This is a genomic window from Kaistia defluvii, assembly GCF_026343955.1.
GTDB lineage: Bacteria > Pseudomonadota > Alphaproteobacteria > Rhizobiales > Kaistiaceae > Kaistia > Kaistia defluvii.
Genome location: NZ_JAPKNI010000004.1, coordinates 363,993 through 385,780, shown reverse-complemented (window position 1 = coordinate 385,780; position 21,788 = coordinate 363,993). Strand labels below are relative to the sequence as shown.

The following is a 21,788-nucleotide window of genomic DNA, read 5'->3' as shown; positions in this document are numbered from 1 at the left end:
GGGCGCGGCCATGATGAACCTCACCGAGTATCGCCGTACCGCCACCCGCCTCGCGGATTTCTTGCCCTGGGCCGCGCTGGTTGGCTCGGGAGTCGTGCTGAACAAGGACGGCAGTTTCCAGAGGACTGCGAAGTTTCGCGGGCCGGATCTGGATTCCGCTGTCGCCGCCGAGCTGGTCGCGGTCGCCGGGCGTATCAACAACGCCGTGCGCCGCCTCGGCTCCGGCTGGTCGATCTTTGTTGAGGCACAACGAAGCGAAGCCGCGACCTATCCCGGCAGCCAATTTCCTGATCCGGCCTCCGCTCTGGTCGATGCCGAGCGCAAAGCTGCCTTCGAGGAAGCGGGCACGCATTTCGTGTCAGGCTACTTCCTGACCTTCCTCTGGCTGCCACCCGCCGAAGATGCGGCTCGCGCCGAGACCTGGCTCTACGAGGGGCGCGAACAATCCGGCGTTAATCCCTGGGAACTGATGCGCGGCTTTGTCGACCGCACCGACCGCGTGCTGGCGCTACTCGACGGCTTCATGCCCGAATGCCACTGGATCGATGACGCGGGCACGCTGACCTATCTCCATTCCACGATTTCCACGAACCGCCATCGAGTCCGCGTGCCCGAGGTGCCGATGCACATCGACGCGCTGCTGGCCGATCAGCCGCTGACCGGCGGGCTGGAGCCACGCCTGGGCTTGTCGCATCTGCGCATCCTGACCATCACAGGCTTTCCGACAGCGACCACGCCCGGCCTGCTCGACGAGATGAACCGGCTCGCGTTCCCGTATCGCTGGTCCACCCGCGCCATTCTGATGGACAAGACGGACGCGACGAAGTTGCTGACCAAGATCAGGCGGCAATGGTTCGCCAAGCGCAAATCCATAGCCGCGATCCTGAAAGAAGTGATGACCAACGAGCAATCTGCGCTCGTGGACACCGATGCGTCGAACAAGGCGCTCGATGCCGACATGGCCTTGCAGGAACTGGGCGCTGACGTCGCCGGCATGGCCTATGTAACAGCAACCGTCACCGTCTGGGACGCCGATCCCCGTATCGCCGACGAGAAGCTGCGTCTGGTCGAGAAGATCATTCAGGGCCGTGACTTCACGGCTATGCCGGAAACCGTCAATGCCGTCGATGCCTGGCTCGGCTCGATCCCCGGACATGCCTATGCCAATGTTCGGCAGCCGCCGGTCTCGACGCTCAACCTTGCCCACATGATCCCGCTATCGGCCGTGTGGGCGGGGCCGGAACGGAACGAACATCTCGGAGCGCCCCCCTTGCTTTACGGCAAGACCGAGGGTTCGACGCCGTTCCGGCTTTCCCTTCATGTCGGCGACGTGGGCCATACTCTCGTCGTCGGCCCGACCGGCGCAGGCAAGTCCGTGCTGCTGGCGCTGATGGCGTTGCAATTTCGCCGTTATGATCGCAGCCAGATTTTCGCTTTCGATTTCGGGGGATCGATCCGGGCATCCGCGCTCGCCATGGGTGGCGACTGGCATGATCTCGGCGGTGGATTGACCGAGGGATCGGAGGTTTCCGTTTCCCTGCAACCGCTGGCGCGGATCGATGATGCCTATGAACGGTCATGGGCCGCTGACTGGATCGCCGCGATCCTGATGCGTGAAGGCATGAGCATCACGCCGGAGGTGAAGGAGCACATCTGGACGGCGCTGACATCGCTGGCATCCGCCCCGGCGGGGGAACGGACCATCACCGGCCTTGCCGTGCTGCTGCAATCCAACGATCTGAAACAGGCGTTGCGCCCTTACTGCATTGGCGGCGCCTATGGCCGGTTGCTCGACGCCGAGGCCGAACATCTCGGATCAGCCGATGTACAGGCCTTCGAGATCGAGGGGCTGGTCGGCACTGGGGCTGCGCCTGCCGTCCTGTCCTATCTGTTTCATCGCATCGGCGACCGGCTCGACGGTCGGCCAACCCTGCTCATCATCGACGAAGGCTGGCTGGCGCTGGATGACGAAGGTTTCGCCAATCAGCTCCGCGAATGGCTGAAGACGCTCAGGAAGAAGAACGCTTCCGTCATTTTCGCCACGCAGTCACTTTCCGACATCGATGGCAGCAATATCGCGCCTGCCATCATCGAAAGTTGCCCGACGCGGCTGCTGCTGCCGAACGAACGCGCGATCGAGCCGCAGATCACGGCAATCTACCGCCGCTTCGGCCTCAATGACCGGCAAATCGAGATCCTCGCGCGGGCCACGCCCAAGCGGGACTACTACTGCCAATCGCGGCGCGGCAATCGCCTGTTCGAGCTTGGCCTCAGCGAAGTCGGTCTCGCGCTCTGCGCCGCATCATCCAAATCCGATCAGACCCGTATCGCCGAACTCGTCGCCGAGCATGGGCAGGACGGTTTTCTCGCGGCCTGGCTGCGCGATCGCGGCGTCGAATGGGCCGTCGATCTGATCCCGAGCCTCACCAATCTTATCGAACGGAAAGAGCCTGCTCGGCCGGTCACGCCAGATCAAATCTATCCAGATGACAGCCAAGAAAAGGAGACCCTGCCATGATCCGTATCCCCGTTTCCCGATATGTCAGCGCATCCGTGCTGGCGCTGACGCTCGCCATGCCTGCTGCACTGTCGCCCATGCTGGCAAGCCCCGCTCACGCTTTTGGCTTCGGCCGCATCGTCTATGATCCGACCAACTATGCGCAGAACCTTCTGACCGCCGCACGCACGCTGGAGCAGATCAACCACCAGATCACCTCGCTTCAGAATGAAGCGCAGATGCTCATCAATCAGGCGAAGAATCTCGCCAGTCTGCCATATTCCTCGCTCCAGACTTTGCAGCAGAATGTCCAGCGCACACAGCAGCTTCTGGCCCAGGCGCAGAACATTGCCTTCGACGTGCAGAACGTCGATCAAATGTTCCAACAGAAATACGGCAAGGTTTCGCTGTCCGCGACCGACGCCCAGCTCGTCGCCGATGCGCGGTCCCGCTGGCAGAATACGGTCGGCGGCTTGCAGGACGCCATGCGCGTGCAGGCCGGTGTCGTCGGAAATATTGACACCAATCGCGCTGAAATGTCCGCCCTTGTCGGGCAGAGCCAGAACGCGACCGGCGCGTTGCAGGCGACACAAGCGGGCAATCAGCTTCTCGCGCTCCAGTCGCAGCAGCTTTCCGACCTGATCGCGCTGATGTCCGCCAATGGTCGCTCCGAAGCTCTGATCGAAGCCGAGCGCGCCACCGCCGCCGACCAGGGCCGCATCCAACGCGAGCGTTTCCTGACATCGGGATCGGGCTATCAGCCCGGCAATGCCCGGATGTTCGGCAACGGCAGCAACTGACCGGACAGGAGGGGCGCAACATGGACGGCAAGATGCTGGCCCGGCTGGGCGCGATCATATTCGTGGCCATAGCCATCACCGCGACGGTGATCGAAATGACACGCGAGGACGAACCAGCACAGCCCCGTGCGGCGCCGGCGCTTCAGGCGCCTGCCGATCCGCTGCGCCAGAGCCTGCGCCACTGCCAGCAGTTAGGCGAGGCCGCCGTGAACGATCCCGGCTGCCTCGCCACCTGGGCCGAGAACCGCGACCGGTTCCTCGGCCGGACGCCGGTGCCCGCCGCTCCGCATCAGAACGGGGGACAGTGAACCATGGGCGGCACCGGCGTCATCGACAACTTTCTGGGTGTTTTCACCAGCTATATCGACAGCGGCTTCGGCCTGCTCGGTGGCGAGGTCGCCTTCATTGCTACCACGCTGATCGTCATCGACGTAACGCTGGCGGCATTGTTCTGGTCCTGGGGTGCCGACGACGACATCATCGCCCGGCTGGTCAAGAAAACGCTGTTCATTGGCGTCTTCGCCTATCTGATCGGCAACTGGAACAATCTCGCCCAAATCATCTTCGACAGCTTCGCCGGTCTTGGCCTGAAAGGTTCGGGCACCAGCTTTTCCGCCGCCGATCTGCTGCGGCCCGGCAAGGTGGCGCAGACCGGCCTCGATGCCGGTCGCCCGCTGCTCGAATCCATCTCGGACATGATGGGCTATTGGTCGTTCTTCGAGAACTTCATCCAGATCGCCTGCCTGATGTTCGCCTGGGCGCTGGTGCTGCTCGCCTTCTTCATTCTCGCCGTGCAGCTCTTCGTCACGCTGATCGAGTTCAAGCTGACTACGCTGGCGGGCTTTGTCCTCATTCCCTTTGGCCTCTTCGGCAAGACCGCCTTCATGGCCGAGCGCGTTCTTGGCAATGTCGTCTCCTCCGGCATCAAGGTGCTGGTGCTCGCCGTCATCATCGGCATCGGCTCGACATTGTTCTCGCAGTTTACGGCCGGTTTCGGCGGCGTGACGCCGACCATCGACGACGCCATGGCAATCGTCCTCGCCGCACTTTCCCTTCTCGGCCTCGGCATCTTCGGTCCTGGCATCGCTTCCGGTCTGGTTTCTGGCGGCCCGCAGCTTGGCGCAGATGCAGCAGTTGGAACCGGCCTTGCAGCTGGCGGCATGATGCTTGCCGGCGGCGCTGCGGCAGGCATGGCCGCGAAGGGAGGGGCAGCGGCGCTGTCGGGTGGAGCTGCGGCTGTCCGTGGCGGCGCTGCTGCCGCAGGTGCGGCGAGCGCCGCCTATAGTGTCGGATCGCTCGGCCAGTCAGGCGCTGCCGGTGTTGCCTCCGGCCTCGGCGGTGTTGCCCGCGCGGCAGGCTCCGCCGCCGCATCGCCTCTGAAACGGACGGCCTCGAAAGCAGCGGAAAGCGTCAAATCCAGCTACTCCGATGGCGCGCGCGCCGGGCTCGGCGTCACCGGTGGATCGTCCTCGCAGGGAACCATTGGCGGTGCGAGCGTGGCCGACGCTGCCGGACCCGCCTCCGCGGGCGGCCCGCCTGCATGGGCGCAGCAGATGCACCGCCGCCAGGCGCTCAATCACGGCACGACCATGGCCGCCCATGCCGTCCGCTCCGGTGACAGCCACGGCGGCGGCTCTTCCGTCAACATCTCCGAAAGTGACCGCTCATGAACATCTTCAGACGTCCAGCGACCCATTACGGCAAATCGCCCGAACCCGAGACGCCTTACCAGAAAGCCGCACAAGTCTGGGACGAGCGCATCGGCTCGGCTCGCGTGCAGGCCAAGAACTGGCGCTATATGGCCTTCGGCTCGCTGATCCTCTCGGCGGGCTTCGCTGCCGCGCTCGTTCTGCAATCGGCGCGAGGGACCGTCGTGCCCTGGGTGGTGCAGGTCGATAATCTCGGCCAAGCCCAGACCGTCGCCGCAGCCACCGCCGATTACCGTCCGACCGATCCGCAGATCGCCTTCCATCTTGGCCGTTTCATCGAGCAGACGCGCTCGATCCCGGCGGACGCCATCATCGTGCGCCAGAACTGGCTGCGCGCCTATGAGTTCACCACGGATAGGGGAGCAGCCGCGCTCAACGACTATGCCCGCGCCAATGATCCGTTCACCCGTGTCGGCCGCCAGCAGATCGCAGTCGAGGTTTCCAGCGTCATACGCGCCTCGAACGACAGCTTCCGCGTCGCCTGGACCGAGCGTCACTATGAGAACGGGCAGCTTTCCACGACCGAGCGCTGGACCGCGATCCTGACCATCGTGATCCAGACGCCGCGCGATGCCGAGCGTCTGCGCGCCAATCCGCTCGGCATCTACGTCAATGCAATTTCATGGTCGCGGGAGATGAGCCAATGACCATCGCGTTTTCCCGCAATTCCGCCTTGCCGGTTTTCCGAAAGCCCGCCTTCGCGGCTTTGTTGCTTTCGGCCACCATGCTCGCCGGCTGCGCCACCAACAAAGCGCCGCAGTTCAGCTATGATGCCGATGTGCCGGCGTTGCCCGTCGTGCCGACCGCCGTCACCGATGACCGGCCTCGGCCGCTTCACACGCCGCCGGCCTGGACGGTCGCACGCGGCGGCACTGCTGCCGGAACACCGGCAGGCCGCGTCGAGAACGCCAATGCCGCCGCCCGCGTCGAGCCGCGCCGCGAGGGTTACTATAACGCCATCCAGATCTATCCCTGGTCGGAAGGCGCGCTCTATCAGGTCTATGCAGCACCAGGACAGATCACCAATATCGCGCTAGAGCCGGGCGAAAGCCTGACCGGCGCGGGACCGATCGCGGCGGGAGACACCGCCCGCTGGATCATTGGCGATACCGAGAGCGGGAGCGGTACGTCGCGCCGGGTCCATATTCTCGTCAAACCATCCCGATCCGACATCTCAACCAATCTCGTGGTGACGACCGATCGGCGCACCTACATGATCGAACTGCGCGCCCGTGAGGCGCTCTACATGCCGTCCGTATCCTGGTCTTATCCGGCGCTGCCTGCCGGTCAGCGCCAGACCGTTCCGGCAGCACCCATCATCCCGGTCGAGGCGGCACGCAACTATCGTTACGGCCTGACCGGAGATACGCCGCCATGGCGGCCGATTTCCGTCTTCGACGATGGCCGCCGTGTCTATGTCGTTTTCCCGCGCGGCATCGTGCAGGGAGAGATGCCGCCGATCTTCGTCATCGGTTCCGAGGGCGAGACCCAGATCGTCAATTCCCGTGTTCACCAGAACATCTTGATCGTCGATCGGCTGTTCGGAGCGGCTGAGCTGCGTCTTGGTAGCGGCAAGCAGCAGCAGACGGTCAGGATCGTTCGCATCGAGCAAAGACAAGCTGCCCAGCCCGCCAAAACCGGGGAGCAACCGTCATGAGTGAAGAGGCTACCACCAACCCAACGCCGATGCGTCTGCGTGCCGAGCCGCCGCGCGTCACGCGCCTGTCGCGCAAGATGCTGGCCGGTGCCGGAGCTGTTGCGCTCCTCGGCATCGGCGGGGCGCTGATCTATGCGCTCCAGACGCGCGATATGAGCGGAAACGGTGAGGAACTCTATTCGACCGAGAACCGCGCCACGGCAGATGGACTGGCAGGTCTGCCGAAGGATTATACCGGGCCGGTCCTGGGGCCGGCATTGCCGGGCGATCTCGGTGGCCCGATCCTGGATGCCCAGAACCGGGGTCAGCCCGTCACGCCGCCCGCCATGGCGACGCCTGCCCGCGATCCTGCCGAAGAGCGCCGGCTTGCCGAGGAAGAAGCCGCACGTCTTAGCACCGTGTTCTTCCAGTCCGGGCCAAGAGTGGCGACGACAGCTGGCTCAACGATTCCGGGGCTTGTGGGGCCGGACCTTGGTGCCCAACCTGAAACGCAGGACCGGCACACAGCTTTCCTCAATGGTCCTGTGGATCGGCAGACCGTTGCCATGGATCGGATCATGGCGCCTGCCTCGCCCTACATCCTGCAGGCCGGGGCAGTGATTCCGGCGGCGATGATTACCGGCATCCGCTCTGATCTGCCGGGGCAGATCACCGCGCAGGTGACGGAGAATGTCTATGACAGTCCGACCGGCAGTCTGCTGCTGATCCCGCAAGGAACCCGCATCATCGGCCAGTATGATGCGGGCGTGCAATTCGGTCAGCGCCGCGTGCTGCTGGTCTGGAACCGTCTGATCCTGCCCAACGGCCGCTCCATCGTGCTGGAGCGCCAGCCCGGTGCGGACGCTTCCGGCTATGCCGGGCTGGAAGATGGCGTTGATTACCACTGGTGGGATCTGATGAAAGCGGCGGGGCTGTCCACGCTGCTCGGCATCGGCACGGAACTGGCGACCGACGACGAGGATCGTCTGATCCGCGCCATCCGCGACGGAGCGCAGGATACCATCAATCAGGCCGGGCAACAGATCGTCCAGCGCCAGTTGCAGGTCGCGCCGACCCTGACGATCCGGCCGGGCTACCCGGTCAGGGTCATCATTACCCGCGATCTCGTACTCGAACCTTATAGGAACTGACCATGACGAAGCTGAAACTCGGCCCCCTCATCGAAGACAAGCCCGTGAAGGTGACGGTGGAACTGCCGGGGCCGCTGCACCGCGATCTTGCCGCCTATGCAGAAGTGCTGGCTCGCGAAACCGGCCAGCCCGCTGCCGATCCTGTCAGGCTGATTGTGCCGATGCTGGAACGGTTCATTGCGACAGATCGGGGCTTTGCCAGCGCCCGAAGGTCTCGCTCATGAGGTGCCGAGCGAGTCATGGCGCGTCGCGGCGATGATTTCCATCAACGTATCGACGGCCTTTCGTGTCGCATCCCATTTGGCGGTCTGATCCATTTCCCGGTTCTGAAGGGTGAGGCTCACCGCGCCGTGTACCGTTGACCAGAACATGAAGCTGTAACGGCTCAGATCCATGCCGGGCAAAAAGCCTTGGTCCTGAGAGCAGCGAAGTCCCGTCAGCAATAGAATTAGTATCTGTCTTCCAGCTTCGCCCGACCATGGATCATCGCTGACTCCGAGCCGTGGCGGCGGTGTGAACATCAGTCGGTACAGCGTGGGGCTTTCGAGGGCAAAGCGGACATAGGCATAGCTGCCATCACGCAAATAGCCGAATGGATTGCCGCGCATCTGCTGGAAGACGGCCAGCTTTTCTCTGTAGAGCTGGTTGAAACCTTCGTCCCGAACGGCGCGCAACAAGGCGCTTTTGTTGCGGAAATGGCCGTAAAGCGCTGGCGCTGTGCAACCGATGGCGTGCGCGACCGCAGTCAGCGGTACGTCGAGGTCGCCACGTTCTGACAGCAGCCGGATCGTTTCGTCGATCGCGCGACGAGCAATATCAAGTTCTTGCTCTTTCCGGGGACGGGCCATGCGGATGCCTGTTGCAACTTGTCGTGAAAACTAAACGACATTTACTTTTTGCGTTGACGGGGCGGAAGTCAAGAAGCAGCATTCGGTAACTGAACGTCGTTTAGTTTGAGGATGTGCGGAGAGCCGATGAACGCACACAGATCGATTTTCGCGTTGATGATGGCGGGGTGCCCGTCAGAAACCGAACGCTGTTTCGGATGATGCACCATGGCTGTGATCGGGAACAATCAGACCTCGCCTGATGATAGCCTCACAAAAGTCGTTGAGGGGAGACCCGGCACATCTGCGGTCCGGCTGAACCAGTTGCGATATTTTGTGGCCGCCGTCGATTATGGGAGTTTTCGCAAGGCTGCTGCCGCGCTTTCTGTGCAGGAATCCTCCATCAGCCGACGAATCCGTGATCTCGAAGATGAACTCGGGGCGTCGCTTTTCATGCGCCATGCTGGCGGGGTGCGGTTGACCGTTGCCGGGCGGGAATTCCTGCGCAACGCTCGCCATGCTCTTCGCCAGATCGACATTGGGGTGACCAAGGTGGCGGCGGTTGGCCGGGCGGAGCAAGGGCTGATCAAGGTCGGGATATTTTCGTCCCTTGCGTCAGGATTTCTGTTCGATCTGTTGCGTGCCTTCGGCACGCGCCACCCGAACGTGCAGGTCGACCTTATTGACGGCAATCCGCCCGAGCACATCGCGGCTGTCCGGAAACTTTGTCTGGACGTCGCATTCATCACGGGAACCGCGGCATGGGATGGCTGTGAGGCGGAGCATTTATGGTGCGAGAAGGTTTTCGTGGTGCTGCCCGATAACCACCCTTTGACGGGCAAGCCGGAACTTGGATGGGGCGATTTGGTCTCCGAGCGGTTCATTGTGAGTGACGTTGCGCCGGGTCAGGAGATCCACGACTATTTGGTTGCTCACCTTGCCGGTCTCGGCCGCCATCTCGATATTCAGTCTCAGCAGGTCGGCCGCGACAATATCCTATCGCTGGTCGCTCTCGGTCGCGGCCTCACTCTGACGAGCGAAGCAACAACCGTCGCCCAGTTTCCAGGGATCACCTACCGGGAACTTGCGGATGAGGTGCTGCCGTTCAGCATGGTCTGGTCCGCGCAAAACGACAATCCGGCGTCTCGGCGGTTGTTGAGCCTGGCACGATCGCTGACAGGGCTGGCCCGGCGAAAATAGGGTTTGACGGCACTGTACGATCACGCCGTAGCATTGGCTGCAATCGACATTGACCGTGTCGGCATCGAAGATGTCGTGGCCCTGCCCACGTCCAGGCTGACCGACTTCGATAGCGTTTTTGCCCCGTCGTGTTTGTGCACGGTGACACGGTGCGCATCCGGCCTTCCTCGGGCTTGACAGTTTGAGGTTTGTTAGAATAGAAAATATACGGACATCGCAAGGTGTCCCATATACTTTTTATCCTTTCAAGTGCGGCGGGACGAGCAATGCTGAAATGGGGTGTCGAGAGGCGGTTGGAGTTCATCGAATTCCGCCTGTTCTGGGAGGGGGGTGTTAATCGCTCTGACCTGATCGATACGTTTGGCGTCTCCGTTCCGCAGGCGTCAAAGGACTTGACCCATTATCAGGAGCGTGCGCCGCAGAATGCGGTCTATGACAAAAGCGCTCGCCGCTACGTAGCCGGCCCGGAATTTCAGCCGGTGTTTCTAGATCCGGACCCGGACGCCTATCTCATGCGGCTTCGATCGATGGCGGAAGGTTTCGCCGACGCGGGGGCGAACTGGCTCGCTGCCCCGCCTGACATGGATATCGCTCTGACTTTGCGCCGTAAGGTCGATATCGAAGTTCTGCGTTCAGTTCTGGCGGCAGTGCGGGAGGAAAGGTCGCTGGACCTTCACTACCAATCCATGAACCGCGATCGGCCCGATCCGGCATGGCGGCGTATTACCCCGCATGCCTTCGGCTTTGATGGTCTGCGCTGGCATGTGCGGGCCTGGTGCCATGAAACGGAGCGCTTCAAGGATTTCCTGCTCTCGCGTGTCCTTGGATTCGGCGAGTTGGGCGAGCCAGGTGCTGCTGCGGCACAGGACCGGCTGTGGCAGGAAACCTTCGATATCACCCTTGTGCCGCATCCTGATCTGTCGGTCGGTCAGCAGGCGGTGGTCGCAAAGGATTACAACATGGCGGACGGGCGCGCTGTGCTGACAGTTCGCTACGCCATGCTGTTCTATGTGCTCAAGCGGCTAGGACTCCTTGATGGGGCTAGGCTGCGTGATCCCCGGACCCAGCATATCGTTGCGGCTGACGAAGACGAGGTTGCCGCCGCCCTTGAGCGTGCACAGCATGAGTTCGATGAGGCTGACACAGCAAGCGGGGCGGTACCTAAATGATGGTGGCCGCAGCGAAATATCGGATGTCCTTTGGCGTGGGCGGGCTGATGCTCAATGAGAGCATCGTGATTGCTCAAGCTTATCAACCCGGTGAGAACTGGGCATCTGCTCGTGAGCGTTTGCTGGCCCAGGGCGCGTCATCCTTACCCAAACTGGCCTCGCAAACCCGCGCGCTTCGTGAAGTGTACGACCGGATAGGCCATCTCTCCGATGCCGAACGTCATTACCTGTCGGTAGAGGCTGACCGCGCCGAGCAGCAGGCGATGATGTGGCTGGCGGTCTGCCGGACCTATCGTTTTGTCCACGAATTCGCAGTCGAGGTGATCAGCGAACGCTACCAATCATGGCGGCTCGACCTGGGCCATGAGGTTTTTGACCGCTTTCTCGCGGAGAAGGCTGAAAGCGATCCCGGCCTCGCCGCTCTTTCAGCTTCAACCTGCGCAAAATTGCGTCAGGTCTTGTTTCGGATACTACGTGAAGTTGGTTTGATAAGCGTCGAGGGTAGAATTCAGCCGATTTGGTTATCGGGGCGCATGAAGCGGCTGATTGAGGAGAGTAATCCGGCGGACTTGCAGGTCTTTCCCGGAAATGGGGGGTAATGGTGGGCACGAAAACTGATCGGCGCGCCCGCGCCGAGCACCTATTCAGGGTAGTTTCCAGCGATCGGTTCTTGCAAAAGCAAGGGCTGGGAAACGAGGTTCCCTTTTTTATCTGCGCTTTTGATGCCGAAGACGGACTGAGCCTGGGCGAGGATCGCGAGGATCTGATCGCCCGGCTGAGCCACGCCGGTGTGCGCGTACTTGATATTGATCTCTATGATCTTTCGATCAGGATCCTCGAAGACCGGGGTATCTTCGAGCAGATCCTTGAGGTTGAAGCCGAAACGGAAAAGGCGGAGCTCAAGGAACTGTTGCAGGGGGTTCTGGACCCGCAGGCACACCTCATTCCAGAGATTGCGCGGCACATCGAAGAAGTCCCGCACGACGTGATCTTCCTGTCAGGCGTAGGCGAGGTTTACCCCTACCTACGGTCGCACAACGTACTCAACAACCTGCAAAGCACCGCGAAAGATCGCCCGACGGTCATGTTCTTTCCGGGAAAATACAAGCACGCGCTGGCGACAGGAGCATCGCTGGAATTGTTCGGCTTACTCCATGACGACAAATACTACCGCGCGTTCAATATCATGAATTACGAGGTCTGACCGATGGCTACTTTTCTGCGTGATATCTTTGCCAAGCCGGTCGACCGTTCGATCGATGGGGTGATCAAGGCTGACGACAAGGCCAGCCTCCTGACCGAGCTCGATGAATATGTCATCACCAATGAGATCGGCGCTCGGCTGGAGCAATTCCTCGACGCCTACAACAATTATGATACCGCGAACGGCGTGTGGATTTCTGGCTTCTTCGGGTCAGGTAAGTCTCACCTGCTGAAGATGCTCGCCCTTCTGCTGGAGAATGACGAGGTCGAAGGGCAGCGTGCCGTCGAAATCTTTGAGCGGAAGCTTGCGGGCAACCCGATGCTGGCGGGCGCTTTGCGCAAGGCAGTGTCGATTCCATCCCGGTCGGTCTTGTTCAATATCGACCAGAAGGCGGATGTGATCTCGAAGGCGGATGTCGATGCGCTTCTCGCCGTCTTCCAGAAGGTCTTTGACGAGATGTGCGGCTACTATGGCAAGCTCCCGCATATCGCGCAGTTCGAGCGTGATCTGGACAGTCGCGGCAAGCTCGATGCCTTCAAGGCGGCCTTTGCGCAATCTTCCGGAAAGCCTTGGGAGCGCGGACGCGAACAGGCTCTGATGGAAGGTAAGCACATTGCCGCCGCCTTTGCCGAGGTCACGGGCGATGAGGTCAAGGATATTCTTGGCCAGTATCGTAAGGATACGAAGGTTTCGATCGAGGATTTCGCCAATATGGTGAAGTCGTGGATCGATGCGCAGGGGCCGAGGTTCCGGCTGAATTTCTTCGTCGATGAGGTGGGGCAGTATATCGCCGACAACGTCAAGCTCATGACGAACCTGCAAACCATTGCCGAAAGCCTGAACACGAAGTGCAAGGGGCAGGCCTGGATTGTCGTCACCGCCCAGCAGGACATGGGTTCGGTCATCGGGGATCTGACGGCGCAGCAAGAAAATGACTTCTCGAAAATCCAGGCGCGCTTTGCCAACCGGATGCCGCTGAACTCTCAGGATGTGGCCGAAGTTATCCAGCGCCGTCTGCTGGCCAAGACCGAGGCTGGTCAGATCACCCTTGGCAATCTTTATGATGCTGAGGAAAACAACCTGCGCACTTTGTTCGATTTCGGCGATAATTCTTTCAAGTTCAGGAACTTCTCCGGAAAAGACCAGTTCGTCGCGAGCTACCCGTTCCCGAACTACCAGTATGACCTGTTCCAGCGCGCGATCATGGGCCTCTCGCAGCATAACGCGTTTGAGGGTAAGCACAGCTCGGTCGGCGAACGCTCTATGCTGGGGGTGTTTCAGGAGGTGGCCAAAAAGCTGGCCGACACGCCGGTTGGGGGGCTGGCGACCTTTGACCTGATGTTTGAGGGGATTCGCACCGCCCTGAAATCATCGGTTCAGCAGTCAATCCAACTGGCTGAAAAGAACCTTGGCGATGATTTTGCCGTGCGGGTGCTGAAGGTGTTGTTCCTTGTCAAATACGTCAAGGAATTCAAACCGACTGCCCGCAACATATCGATCCTCCTGTTGTCCCGGTTCGAGGCGGACCAGACCGAGCAGCGCCGCAATATCGAGGAGGCCTTGTCGCTTCTGGAGCGTCAGACGCTGATCCAGCGCAACGGCGAAGTCTATGAATTCCTCACCAATGAGGAAAAGGACGTCGAGGCCGAGATCAAGGCAATCGCCGTCGATCCCGCCGAGATAGAACGGCAGCTAGATGAACTGGCGTTCGGCGCGATCCTCCGTCACGGCAAGATCAAGCATGCCGGCACGGGTGTCGATTACGCTTTCACCCGCAAGCTTGATGGCCACAGCCTGAACCGGGAACATGAGCTTTCCGTCAATATCATCTCGCCGTTCAGCGACGATTCCGACGCACCGGATGTGGTTCGTTCGAACAGCATGGCAAGCGATGAGATGATTGTCCTGCTAGGGCGTGATGTGCGTTTTACGCGCGATCTCGTCCTCTGGCTCCAGACCGTAAAATTTGCGCGTCAGGTCACCAGCGGCGACGCCCAACCCGGTCGTGATCGTATCATTGCGGAGAAGCGTGACCAGAATACGCGGCGCGAAAAGGAACTGGTGCAGCGGCTGCGCGGCCTTATCGCGGATGCTCGGCTCTTCGTGCGCGGTGCCGAGCTGGAGATCGGTGGCGAAGATCCGCAGGATCGGCTGGTCAAAGGTTTCCAGGTCTTGGTGGACAAGGTCCATACCAGCCTGCCTGTCCTGCGCGGTGCCACTTACACCGAAGCAGATCTTGGGCGAGCCGGACGCGTCGATGGCGGGCTTTTCGGCGGCGAAGGCAGCGGTCTGACTGAAGCCGAGCAGGACGTGCTGAATCATGCTCAGGCTCAGATGCGCCTTGGGACGCGGGTCTCGGTCAAGGCTTTGGTCGAGAAGTTCGGAGCAAAACCTTATGGCTGGCCTTCCATCGCCGTCCTTTGCCTGACCGCGAGCCTCGTCGCACGCGGCAAGCTTGAGGCTCGGGCCGACAGTGCTTTGCTGGAAGGGGATGCGCTGGTGCAGGGGCTGCGCAACAGCCATGCCCTTGGCAACATTCTGCTTTCCCCGCAGATCGAGTTCACTGCTGCCCAGATCCGCAAATCGCGCGAACTGTTTCAGGAGCTGTTCGATCTTCCCGCCTCTGGCAATGACGCGCGCAGTTTGGGTGCGGAGTGGCAGACGCAACTGCGCAAGCTGCTCGGCGATGTCGAGCAGGAGAGTCGCGCCATTGCAGCCTATCCCTTTGCCGCCGCCCTCGATCCCCTGCGCACCATGCTGGATGGGATGCGCGACCAGTCGGCGACCTGGTTCATCACCGGACCGATCGGGCAGGAAGACCAGCTTCTTGATGCAAAAGAGGATGTCTTCGACAAAGTCCGCAGCTTCATGCGCGGACCACAAAAAGGCATCTACGATGAGGTGCGTTCTTTCCTGACCAAGCAGGATCAGAACCTTGGCTATTCCGAAGGTGCTGCCGCCGACAAACTGCGTCAGGTTCTTGAGGATCCGCAGTGCTACAAGGGCACCGCAATTCAGGAACTGAAAGCGGATTTTTACGCCCTGAAGGAGCGTATCGAGCAAACCGTTCTGGCTGAGCGCAACGCTGTCATCACAGCGATTGATGAGGTTGCCGGAAAAGTCGCCCAGACTTCGGAGTTTGGCGCACTGCCGCCCGAGCAGCAGGCGCGCATCCGCGAAGGGCTTACTGCGCGGAAATCAGACCTTGCCGCACAGAGCCTGATCCCGGCGTTGCGCAATCTGGCGACCGAGGTGCGCTCCAATCTTCTGGCTGACACGCTGACCCGCATTGCGGAGCTGACGCCAGCACCAGCGCAAACACCGGCACCGCAGCCTCAGCCCGCTGGCGGCGTGGCCGAACCTCAGCCAGCGCCATATGTGCCGCCAGCACCGGTGAAACCCCAATATATCAAGGCGCAGTCGATCACCGTCCCCTTCGCGAAAACCTATCTCGAAGATGAGGACGATGTGACCCGCTACCTTGATGAGATGAAAAAGACCCTGCTGGCCGAGATCGGCGCGGGCAAGAAAGTGATTGTCTGATGGATACCAACGCCCTGAAGAAATTTGCGCAAAGCGCGCGCAACCTGCTGATCGATCAGGTCACTGCCCGGCTGGACATGGTGCTGGCCGAAGGCGCAGCAGCGCGCCGCGAGCATCCCAAAGCAATTGCCAAGCTGGAAGCCGCCGCCAACAGCAACCGCGCCCACGTGATCGAGCAAGCAGCCTATACTTGGTTCAACCGCTTCACTGCGCTGCGTTTCATGGACGTCACGGGCCTGACTAACCCCCGCGTCGTATCTCCTGCCGATGGCGCTACCCGGCCCGAGATTCTGGCTGAGGCGATGGCCGGTAACCTGCCGGATCGCGCCCGGCCTGAGATTGCCGAATATCTGAACGGTACACGCCCCGCCCATGATGGGCAGGCGGAGGCCTATCGGCTGCTGCTGATCCATGCCTGCAACGAATGGCACGGCGCGATGCCCTATATGTTTGAGCGCGCCGATATGCTCGACCGGGCCGAGGATTATACCGAGCTGCTGATACCCGACGATCTTCTGTCGCCGGACAGCATCCTTGCCCGCCTGCGCGACGTGATGACGAAAGAGGCCTGCCAGGATGTTGAGATCATCGGCTGGCTGTACCAGTTCTATATCAGCGAGAAGAAGGATCAGGTCTTTGCAGGCCTGAAGAAGAACCAGAAGATCACTGCGGAGAATATCCCCGCCGCAACACAGCTGTTCACTCCGCACTGGATCGTTCGCTACCTGGTGGAAAACTCGCTGGGGCGGCTGTGGTTGCTGAACCGTCCGCAGTCCAAGCTGGCGGCAAAGATGGACTATTACATAGCGCCAGAAGAGCCGGAGACGGATTTTTTGCGGATCAACCGGACCGAGGATATCCGCATCTGCGATCCGGCCTGTGGCTCGGGCCATATGCTGACATATGCGTTTGACCTGCTGTATGAAATCTATGCCGAGGAAGGCCATGACGCAGCCGAGATTCCCAGCCTGATCCTGAAGCACAACCTGACCGGCATCGAGATTGACGACCGCGCCGGCGCTTTGGCGGCTTTCGCGCTGTCGATGAAGGCGGCGGCGAAGCTGGGACGGCGGCGGTTCCTGCGGATGGAAGCGAAGCCCGACATCGTCGTGCTGCAGGATGTCCGCTTCACGCTTGCCGAGATGCAGGACGTGGCCGCCGTGGTGGGCAAGGATCTGTTCACCGATGAGCTGCGCGAGACGCTGGGGCAGTTCGAGCAGGCGAAGAACTTCGGCTCGCTGATCGTGCCGAAGCTGCGCGATCCGGATGAGACGTTGAGGGTAGTGGAAGCGCTGATTGCAAGCGCCGACCTTGTGCTGAAGTCGGTTCTGGAGCGCGTGGCGGCCGTTCTGCGCATGGCCGTGGCGCTGGCGTCCAAGTATCACGTCGTCGTCGCCAACCCTCCCTACATGGGCGGCAAAGGGATGAACGGAAAACTGGGTGACTTCGTTAAGGCCAAATATCCCGATAGCAAGTCTGACCTCTTCGCTGTGTTCATGGAGCGAGCGCTTGGGCTTTGCGTCAAGCGCGGCCTGATGGCGATGATAAACATGCAGTCGTGGATGTTTCTGTCATCTTATGAAAAGCTGCGAGGTAAGTTGTTGTCGAACGCAACGATCTTATCCATGGCCCACATCGGCGAACGCGGATTTGACACCATTGGCGGTGTTGTAGTTTCGACAACGTCTTTCGTAATTAAAAACGCTCATGATAGGGGCAGGAAAGGTGAGTTTATTCGTCTTATCGAAGGCGAGTCCGAAAGAGAAAAGATTTTACAGCTTCAGAAGGCTATCCAAAACCCGAACTGCGGCTGGTTATATCGCTCATCGGCAGAGGACATTGCTAAGATTCCTAGCAGTCCAATCGTTTACTGGCAAACTGAGCGTTTTTACGAACTGTTTCGTACGCTAAATGGTCTTAGTGAAATAGCAAAGCCGAGGCAAGGTGCTACGACTTCAGACAATGGCCGCTTCTTGCGTGCTTGGACCGAGGTCTCTTGTCAGAGTATCGGGTTTGGACATGCAAGCAGAGCGTCTGCTTCTGCTAGCGCTCGGAAATGGTTTCCCTACAATAAAGGTGGCGAGTTTCGTCGCTGGTATGGGAATCAGGAGTTTATCATCAATTACGAAAACGATGGAGAGGAAATCAAGGAGTTTCATGAAGAGCTAAACAAAACACGTCCGGGCGGGCGTCTGAAAAATCAAGAACATTACTTTAGTCAGAGCGTGAGCTGGTCGAAGATATCAACGGGATCTTTTGCGGTTAGATATTTTCCCGCAGGATTTATCTTTGATGTCGCCGGGTCGGCTGTTTTCTTCGAGGGTAAAGAAGATTTTGAATATTTTACGGGGTTACTGAACTCCGCCGTAGTAACGGCGGTATTGCAAGCACTGTCTCCAACTCTCAATTTTGAAGCTGAACATCTGAGTAAAATACCCGTTCTGCCTGCTAAGACCCGAACTGCAGCAGCATCGCGTACATCGGAGATCGTAGAAAAAATCATAACTTGCAGCAAGGTGGACTGGGATGCCCACGAAACTTCGTGGAATTTCACCACGCTCCCGTTGCTGTCCCCGGATCATCGTGGCGAGACGCTGGTGGCCAGCTACGACCGCCTCCGCGCCCACTGGCAGGGTATGACCGATGAAATGCAGCGGCTGGAGGAAGAGAACAACCGCATCTTCATCGACGCCTATGGCTTGGCTGACGAACTCAGGTCTGAAGTGCCGATCGAGGAAATTACTCTCACCTGCAACCCTGCCTATCGTTATGGCGTGAAGGGTTCAGAAGAGGACCGCGAGGCGCGGCTGCGCGAGGATACGATGGCCGAATTCCTCCACTATGCCGTGGGCTGCATGTTCGGACGCTACAGCCTCGACGCGCCGGGCCTGATCCTCGCCAATCAGGGCGAAGGGATTGAGGAATATCTTGCGCGCGTGCCGGAACCCAGCTTCGCACCCGACCGCGACAATGTCATCCCGGTGCTGGATGCTGACTGGTTCGCCGATGACATCGTCACCCGCGCCCGCGATTTCCTGCGCGTGACCTTTGGCGAGGCAAAGTTCCGCGAAAACCTCGCCTTCGTTGAGGCGGCGCTCGGCAAGGATCTGCGCCGCTGGTTCACGAAGGATTTCTTCGAATATCATGTGCGTCGCTATAAAAAGCGCCCGATCTACTGGATGTTCTCCAGCCCCACGGGCAGCTTCAACGCGCTGATCTATATGCACCGCTACCGGCCTGACACCGTCTCAGTCGTGTTGAATCAATATGTACGCGAGTTCATCCATAAGTTGGAGGTGGAGCGCACCCGGCTGGAAAAGCTGGCCGTTGATCCTGCCGCCACGCCCGCCCAGCAAACAAAGGCGCAGAAGGAAACAGCCACGGTCATCAAGCAGATCGCTGAGCTGACCGAATGGGAACGCGATGTAGTCTACCCCATGGCGCAGCAGAAGATCGCCATCGATCTGGATGACGGGGTGAAGCGCAACTACCCGTTGTTTGCCGGTGCGCTGAAGCCGATCAAGGGGCTGGAGGCTGCGGATGACTGACCGTATCACCGCTGGCCTGATGCGACTCTATGAGGATCAGGGCCATCGCATCATCTTCTGGTATGACGCCGCCCGCGATCTGCGCGCCGCGTTCGATGCGGTTGACCTGCCCGGCGTCAACAAACTGGAGATCGCCAACAACGAATTCGGCCTGAAATACCGCATGTTGCGGCAGGAGCCGAAGGCGCGGTTCCTGCTCTATAAGGACGGCCCCGAGCCACCGATGCCCGAGAACTGGCTGCTGGATGTGCAACTGGCCAGCGCTGTGTTCCGCGCCGATCAAGCGGCGATCTGGGTGGCTGATCTCGGCATTCCGGCGAAGTATGAAGCCGCCGTCCGCGATCACGCCGAATTTTACCGTTCCGGCAAGCGGCTGGAAGCGCTGCGCGCGATTGAGCGCGAGCGGCCCTCGCAAAGCGCCAACGATGTCCGCCGCAAGATGCTGGCGGTCTGCGCCGGTGCGGATGGCGATCTCGATACGGTGATCGAGGCGTTGCTGGCCGAACTGGCCGAAGGCTGTGATGACGCGCTGAAGCTGATGGATCGGGTCGGGCTGACGGAGTTCTTCTGGAAGGACGTGGCCGCGCGTTATGGCTATGCGGCGGATGCGCCGGATTTTCAGGATTTCGCCATCACGCTGTTTTCCAGCGCCTGGGCGCGAGCCATGGGAGAAGCTGCCCCCCTGAACACCGATGCCGCGCTGATGTTCCGCCGCTGGAGCGCCTCGCGCCGGTGGGGTGAGGCGTTCGAGAAGCTGTCGGGCGATTATCAGGACGTGCTGAAGATCAGGGACGATCTGGCCTCCCGCGATTTTCGCACCCTCATGCCGCATGATCATTTCGAGGAAGTGGACCGGAGGATCGTTGTCGCCATCGTTGAGGGGCTTGCCCGGCAGAGCCTGCCCGCGACTGATGTGCTGAAATGGGTGCGTGATCGCCGCCAGAGCCATTGGTATAGCCGCTACGCGGATGTCTATCAGGCCATTGGCTATGCGACCGAGTTTCAGCAGGCGCTGGCCGAGGCCGATCTGACGATGACCAGCCTGTCCGATGGCGTGAAGCGCTATTCCGCAAGCTGGTTCCGGCTGGATCAGCTCTATCGCAAGTTCATCTATCACATGCAGAAAAGCGGGCAGTCGGGGCTGCTATCCGCGCTCTATGAAGCGGTCGAGAACCGCTACACCACGAATTTCGTGCTGAAGCTGAACGATGCCTGGCAGGATCAGGTGGCTCGCCTCACGGACTGGGCGGTCCCGGGCTTTCCACGTCAGGTGGATTTCTACCGGGGGCAGGCTGCTGAATACCGGCGCAAGGATCAGAAGGTCGTTGTCATTATCTCGGATGCGCTGCGCTATGAGGTGGCCGAAGAGGCACTGCGCGAGATACGCAAGCTCAATCGGTTCGATGCTGAACTGAAGCCGATGATCGGGGTTTTGCCGAGCTACACGCAGCTTGGCATGGCGGCGCTGTTGCCGCACCGACAACTGGCGATCCGCGACGACAATGATCTGGTGCTGCTGGACGGTGAAAGCACCATGGGGGCCGCTGCGCGTGAAAAGGCGCTTGCTGCGGGCCGGGCTGGAGACCGGGTAAAGGTTCTCGCGGCTAAGGATTTCATGAATCTGGGATCATCGGAGGGCAAAGACCTCTTCCGGGATCATGATGTCCTCTATCTGTATCACAACCAGATCGACGCGATTGGCGACAAGCTCACCACCGAGGAAAATGTCCCAGCTGCGGCAGAGGCTGCCATCGAGGATCTGGTGAAGCTGGTGCGGAAGCTGACTTCGGCCAATTTCTCGAACATCCTGATCACCGCCGATCACGGCTTCTTGTGGCAGCACAAGGCTCTGGAAGAGAGCGGCTTCGCGCTGAGCGAGCCGGAGGGCGAGATCGTTACACGAAACCGGCGCTTCGTGATCGGCCGGGGCCTTAACAGCAGTGGCGGCATGAAGAAGTTCTCTGCTGCACAGCTTGGGCTGGAAGGTGAGCAGGACATTCTGATCCCGAACTCGATCAACCGCCTGCGCGTCAAAGGATCGGGCAGCCGCTTTGTCCATGGCGGGGCGAGCCTGCAGGAGATCGTCCTGCCGGTCCTGCGTGTCGGCAAGCAGCGCAAGGAGGATGTCGGACAGGTTTCGGTGCAGATCATTCCGCCACCCCGTGCTCAGATCACCACGGGCCAGATCCAGGTCACCTTCTATCAGGCGGAGCCAGTGACCGACAAGCAGCAGCCCCGGCAGGTGCATGCAGCCATCTTTGCCGACGATAAAACACTCATCTCAGACGAAGCCGAGTTGGAATTCGATTTCACGTCTGAGAACCCGCGCGAGCGCGAGTTGTCGCGGAGCTTCCTGCTGTCCAAGGCGGCAGACGCCTATAACAATCAGACAGTCTTCCTGAAGCTGCGAACGCGCATCGGAAAGACCAGCCATTTCGAAGATCACGCTTCGCAGCCGCTGCTGCTGAAACGCGGGATCAGTACAGATTTCGATTTCTGAGGTG

Annotated in this window: 16 protein-coding genes; 15 read left to right on the top strand and 1 reads right to left on the bottom strand. The window is 60.3% G+C overall.

The features are described 5' to 3' along the window. Positions 1-10 precede the first annotated feature (10 nt). Genes trbE through OSH10_RS12685 form a run of 8 tightly spaced genes read left to right on the top strand, consistent with a single transcriptional unit; the run spans position 11 to position 8,017 of the window. On the top strand, positions 11-2,518 hold the full coding sequence (gene trbE / locus OSH10_RS12720) for a conjugal transfer protein TrbE (protein ID WP_266332377.1): 2,508 nt from the start codon (positions 11-13) through the stop codon (positions 2,516-2,518). Then, positions 2,515-3,297, top strand: coding sequence for a P-type conjugative transfer protein TrbJ (gene trbJ, locus OSH10_RS12715; protein WP_266332131.1), 783 nt, complete (start codon positions 2,515-2,517; stop codon positions 3,295-3,297). The genes trbE and trbJ overlap by 4 nt, the downstream gene beginning before the upstream one ends. Before the next feature lie 20 nt (positions 3,298-3,317). Then, positions 3,318-3,605 (top strand): putative entry exclusion protein TrbK-alt, encoded by a 288-nt coding sequence (trbK-alt, locus tag OSH10_RS12710; RefSeq protein ID WP_035746321.1) that lies wholly within the window; start codon positions 3,318-3,320, stop codon positions 3,603-3,605. A 3-nt stretch (positions 3,606-3,608) separates the two neighbouring features. Further along, a complete protein-coding gene (gene trbL, locus OSH10_RS12705) occupies positions 3,609-4,967 on the top strand; it encodes a P-type conjugative transfer protein TrbL (protein ID WP_266332128.1) in 1,359 nt (452 codons plus the stop codon). Further along, positions 4,964-5,653, top strand: coding sequence for a conjugal transfer protein TrbF (gene trbF / locus OSH10_RS12700; protein WP_020818572.1), 690 nt, complete (start codon positions 4,964-4,966; stop codon positions 5,651-5,653). The genes trbL and trbF overlap by 4 nt, the downstream gene beginning before the upstream one ends. Beyond that, entirely contained in the window at positions 5,650-6,663 is a 1,014-nt protein-coding gene (gene trbG / locus OSH10_RS12695; protein WP_199257826.1) for a P-type conjugative transfer protein TrbG, read from the top strand. Before trbF ends, trbG begins: the two co-directional genes overlap by 4 nt. A gap of 29 nt (positions 6,664-6,692) precedes the next feature. Continuing rightward, a complete protein-coding gene (locus tag OSH10_RS12690) occupies positions 6,693-7,793 on the top strand; it encodes a TrbI/VirB10 family protein (RefSeq protein WP_456077685.1) in 1,101 nt (366 codons plus the stop codon). A gap of 2 nt (positions 7,794-7,795) precedes the next feature. Continuing rightward, a complete protein-coding gene (locus OSH10_RS12685; protein ID WP_038148826.1) occupies positions 7,796-8,017 on the top strand; it encodes a DUF2274 domain-containing protein in 222 nt (73 codons plus the stop codon). Here the strand turns inward: OSH10_RS12685 and OSH10_RS12680 are convergent. After that, a complete protein-coding gene (locus tag OSH10_RS12680; protein ID WP_266332124.1) occupies positions 8,012-8,641 on the bottom strand; it encodes a TetR/AcrR family transcriptional regulator in 630 nt (209 codons plus the stop codon). The two genes, OSH10_RS12685 and OSH10_RS12680, sit on opposite strands and share 6 nt — an antisense overlap. Positions 8,642-8,848: 207 nt before the next feature. Here OSH10_RS12680 and OSH10_RS12675 point away from each other — a divergent pair, with 207 nt between their 5' ends. The 7 genes from OSH10_RS12675 to pglZ all read left to right on the top strand — a co-directional run bounded on the left by OSH10_RS12675 (position 8,849) and on the right by pglZ (position 21,784). After that, a complete protein-coding gene (locus OSH10_RS12675) occupies positions 8,849-9,820 on the top strand; it encodes a LysR family transcriptional regulator (protein WP_110780663.1) in 972 nt (323 codons plus the stop codon). Positions 9,821-10,113: 293 nt separating this feature from the next. Further along, positions 10,114-10,989: a WYL domain-containing protein gene (locus OSH10_RS12670; protein ID WP_456077684.1), complete on the top strand. Its 876-nt coding sequence runs from the start codon at positions 10,114-10,116 to the stop codon at positions 10,987-10,989. Beyond that, positions 10,986-11,588 carry a DUF1819 family protein gene (locus OSH10_RS12665; protein WP_069709526.1) on the top strand — a complete coding sequence of 201 codons (603 nt, stop codon included), beginning with the start codon at positions 10,986-10,988 and terminating at the stop codon, positions 11,586-11,588. The genes OSH10_RS12670 and OSH10_RS12665 overlap by 4 nt, the downstream gene beginning before the upstream one ends. After that, positions 11,588-12,193, top strand: coding sequence for a DUF1788 domain-containing protein (locus tag OSH10_RS12660; RefSeq protein ID WP_266332121.1), 606 nt, complete (start codon positions 11,588-11,590; stop codon positions 12,191-12,193). The genes OSH10_RS12665 and OSH10_RS12660 overlap by 1 nt, the downstream gene beginning before the upstream one ends. A gap of 3 nt (positions 12,194-12,196) precedes the next feature. Next, positions 12,197-15,736, top strand: a complete 3,540-nt coding sequence (gene brxC / locus OSH10_RS12655) for a BREX system P-loop protein BrxC (protein ID WP_266332120.1) — start codon at positions 12,197-12,199, stop codon at positions 15,734-15,736. After that, complete coding sequence (gene pglX, locus OSH10_RS12650) at positions 15,736-19,284, top strand: BREX-1 system adenine-specific DNA-methyltransferase PglX (RefSeq protein WP_266332119.1); 3,549 nt, start codon at positions 15,736-15,738, stop codon at positions 19,282-19,284. The genes brxC and pglX overlap by 1 nt, the downstream gene beginning before the upstream one ends. Continuing rightward, complete coding sequence (gene pglZ, locus OSH10_RS12645; protein WP_266332118.1) at positions 19,277-21,784, top strand: BREX-1 system phosphatase PglZ type A; 2,508 nt, start codon at positions 19,277-19,279, stop codon at positions 21,782-21,784. The genes pglX and pglZ overlap by 8 nt, the downstream gene beginning before the upstream one ends. Positions 21,785-21,788: the final 4 nt, after the last annotated feature.

Excerpts from the sequence above, each read along its gene's own strand:
- trbG (WP_199257826.1), top strand. The coding sequence starts at position 5,650 with ATGACCATCGCGTTTTCCCGCAATTCCGCCTTGCCGGTTTTCCGAAAG.
- OSH10_RS12690 (WP_456077685.1), top strand. The coding sequence starts at position 6,693 with ATGCGTCTGCGTGCCGAGCCGCCGCGCGTCACGCGCCTGTCGCGCAAG.
- OSH10_RS12675 (WP_110780663.1), top strand. The coding sequence starts at position 8,849 with ATGGCTGTGATCGGGAACAATCAGACCTCGCCTGATGATAGCCTCACA.
- OSH10_RS12685 (WP_038148826.1), top strand. The coding sequence starts at position 7,796 with ATGACGAAGCTGAAACTCGGCCCCCTCATCGAAGACAAGCCCGTGAAG.
- trbJ (WP_266332131.1), top strand. The coding sequence starts at position 2,515 with ATGATCCGTATCCCCGTTTCCCGATATGTCAGCGCATCCGTGCTGGCG.
- pglX (WP_266332119.1), top strand. The coding sequence starts at position 15,736 with ATGGATACCAACGCCCTGAAGAAATTTGCGCAAAGCGCGCGCAACCTG.
- pglZ (WP_266332118.1), top strand. The coding sequence starts at position 19,277 with ATGACTGACCGTATCACCGCTGGCCTGATGCGACTCTATGAGGATCAG.
- OSH10_RS12660 (WP_266332121.1), top strand. The coding sequence starts at position 11,588 with ATGGTGGGCACGAAAACTGATCGGCGCGCCCGCGCCGAGCACCTATTC.
- brxC (WP_266332120.1), top strand. The coding sequence starts at position 12,197 with ATGGCTACTTTTCTGCGTGATATCTTTGCCAAGCCGGTCGACCGTTCG.
- trbE (WP_266332377.1), top strand. The coding sequence starts at position 11 with ATGATGAACCTCACCGAGTATCGCCGTACCGCCACCCGCCTCGCGGAT.
- trbF (WP_020818572.1), top strand. The coding sequence starts at position 4,964 with ATGAACATCTTCAGACGTCCAGCGACCCATTACGGCAAATCGCCCGAA.
- trbK-alt (WP_035746321.1), top strand. The coding sequence starts at position 3,318 with ATGGACGGCAAGATGCTGGCCCGGCTGGGCGCGATCATATTCGTGGCC.
- OSH10_RS12680 (WP_266332124.1), bottom strand. The coding sequence starts at position 8,641 with ATGGCCCGTCCCCGGAAAGAGCAAGAACTTGATATTGCTCGTCGCGCG.
- trbL (WP_266332128.1), top strand. The coding sequence starts at position 3,609 with ATGGGCGGCACCGGCGTCATCGACAACTTTCTGGGTGTTTTCACCAGC.
- OSH10_RS12665 (WP_069709526.1), top strand. The coding sequence starts at position 10,986 with ATGATGGTGGCCGCAGCGAAATATCGGATGTCCTTTGGCGTGGGCGGG.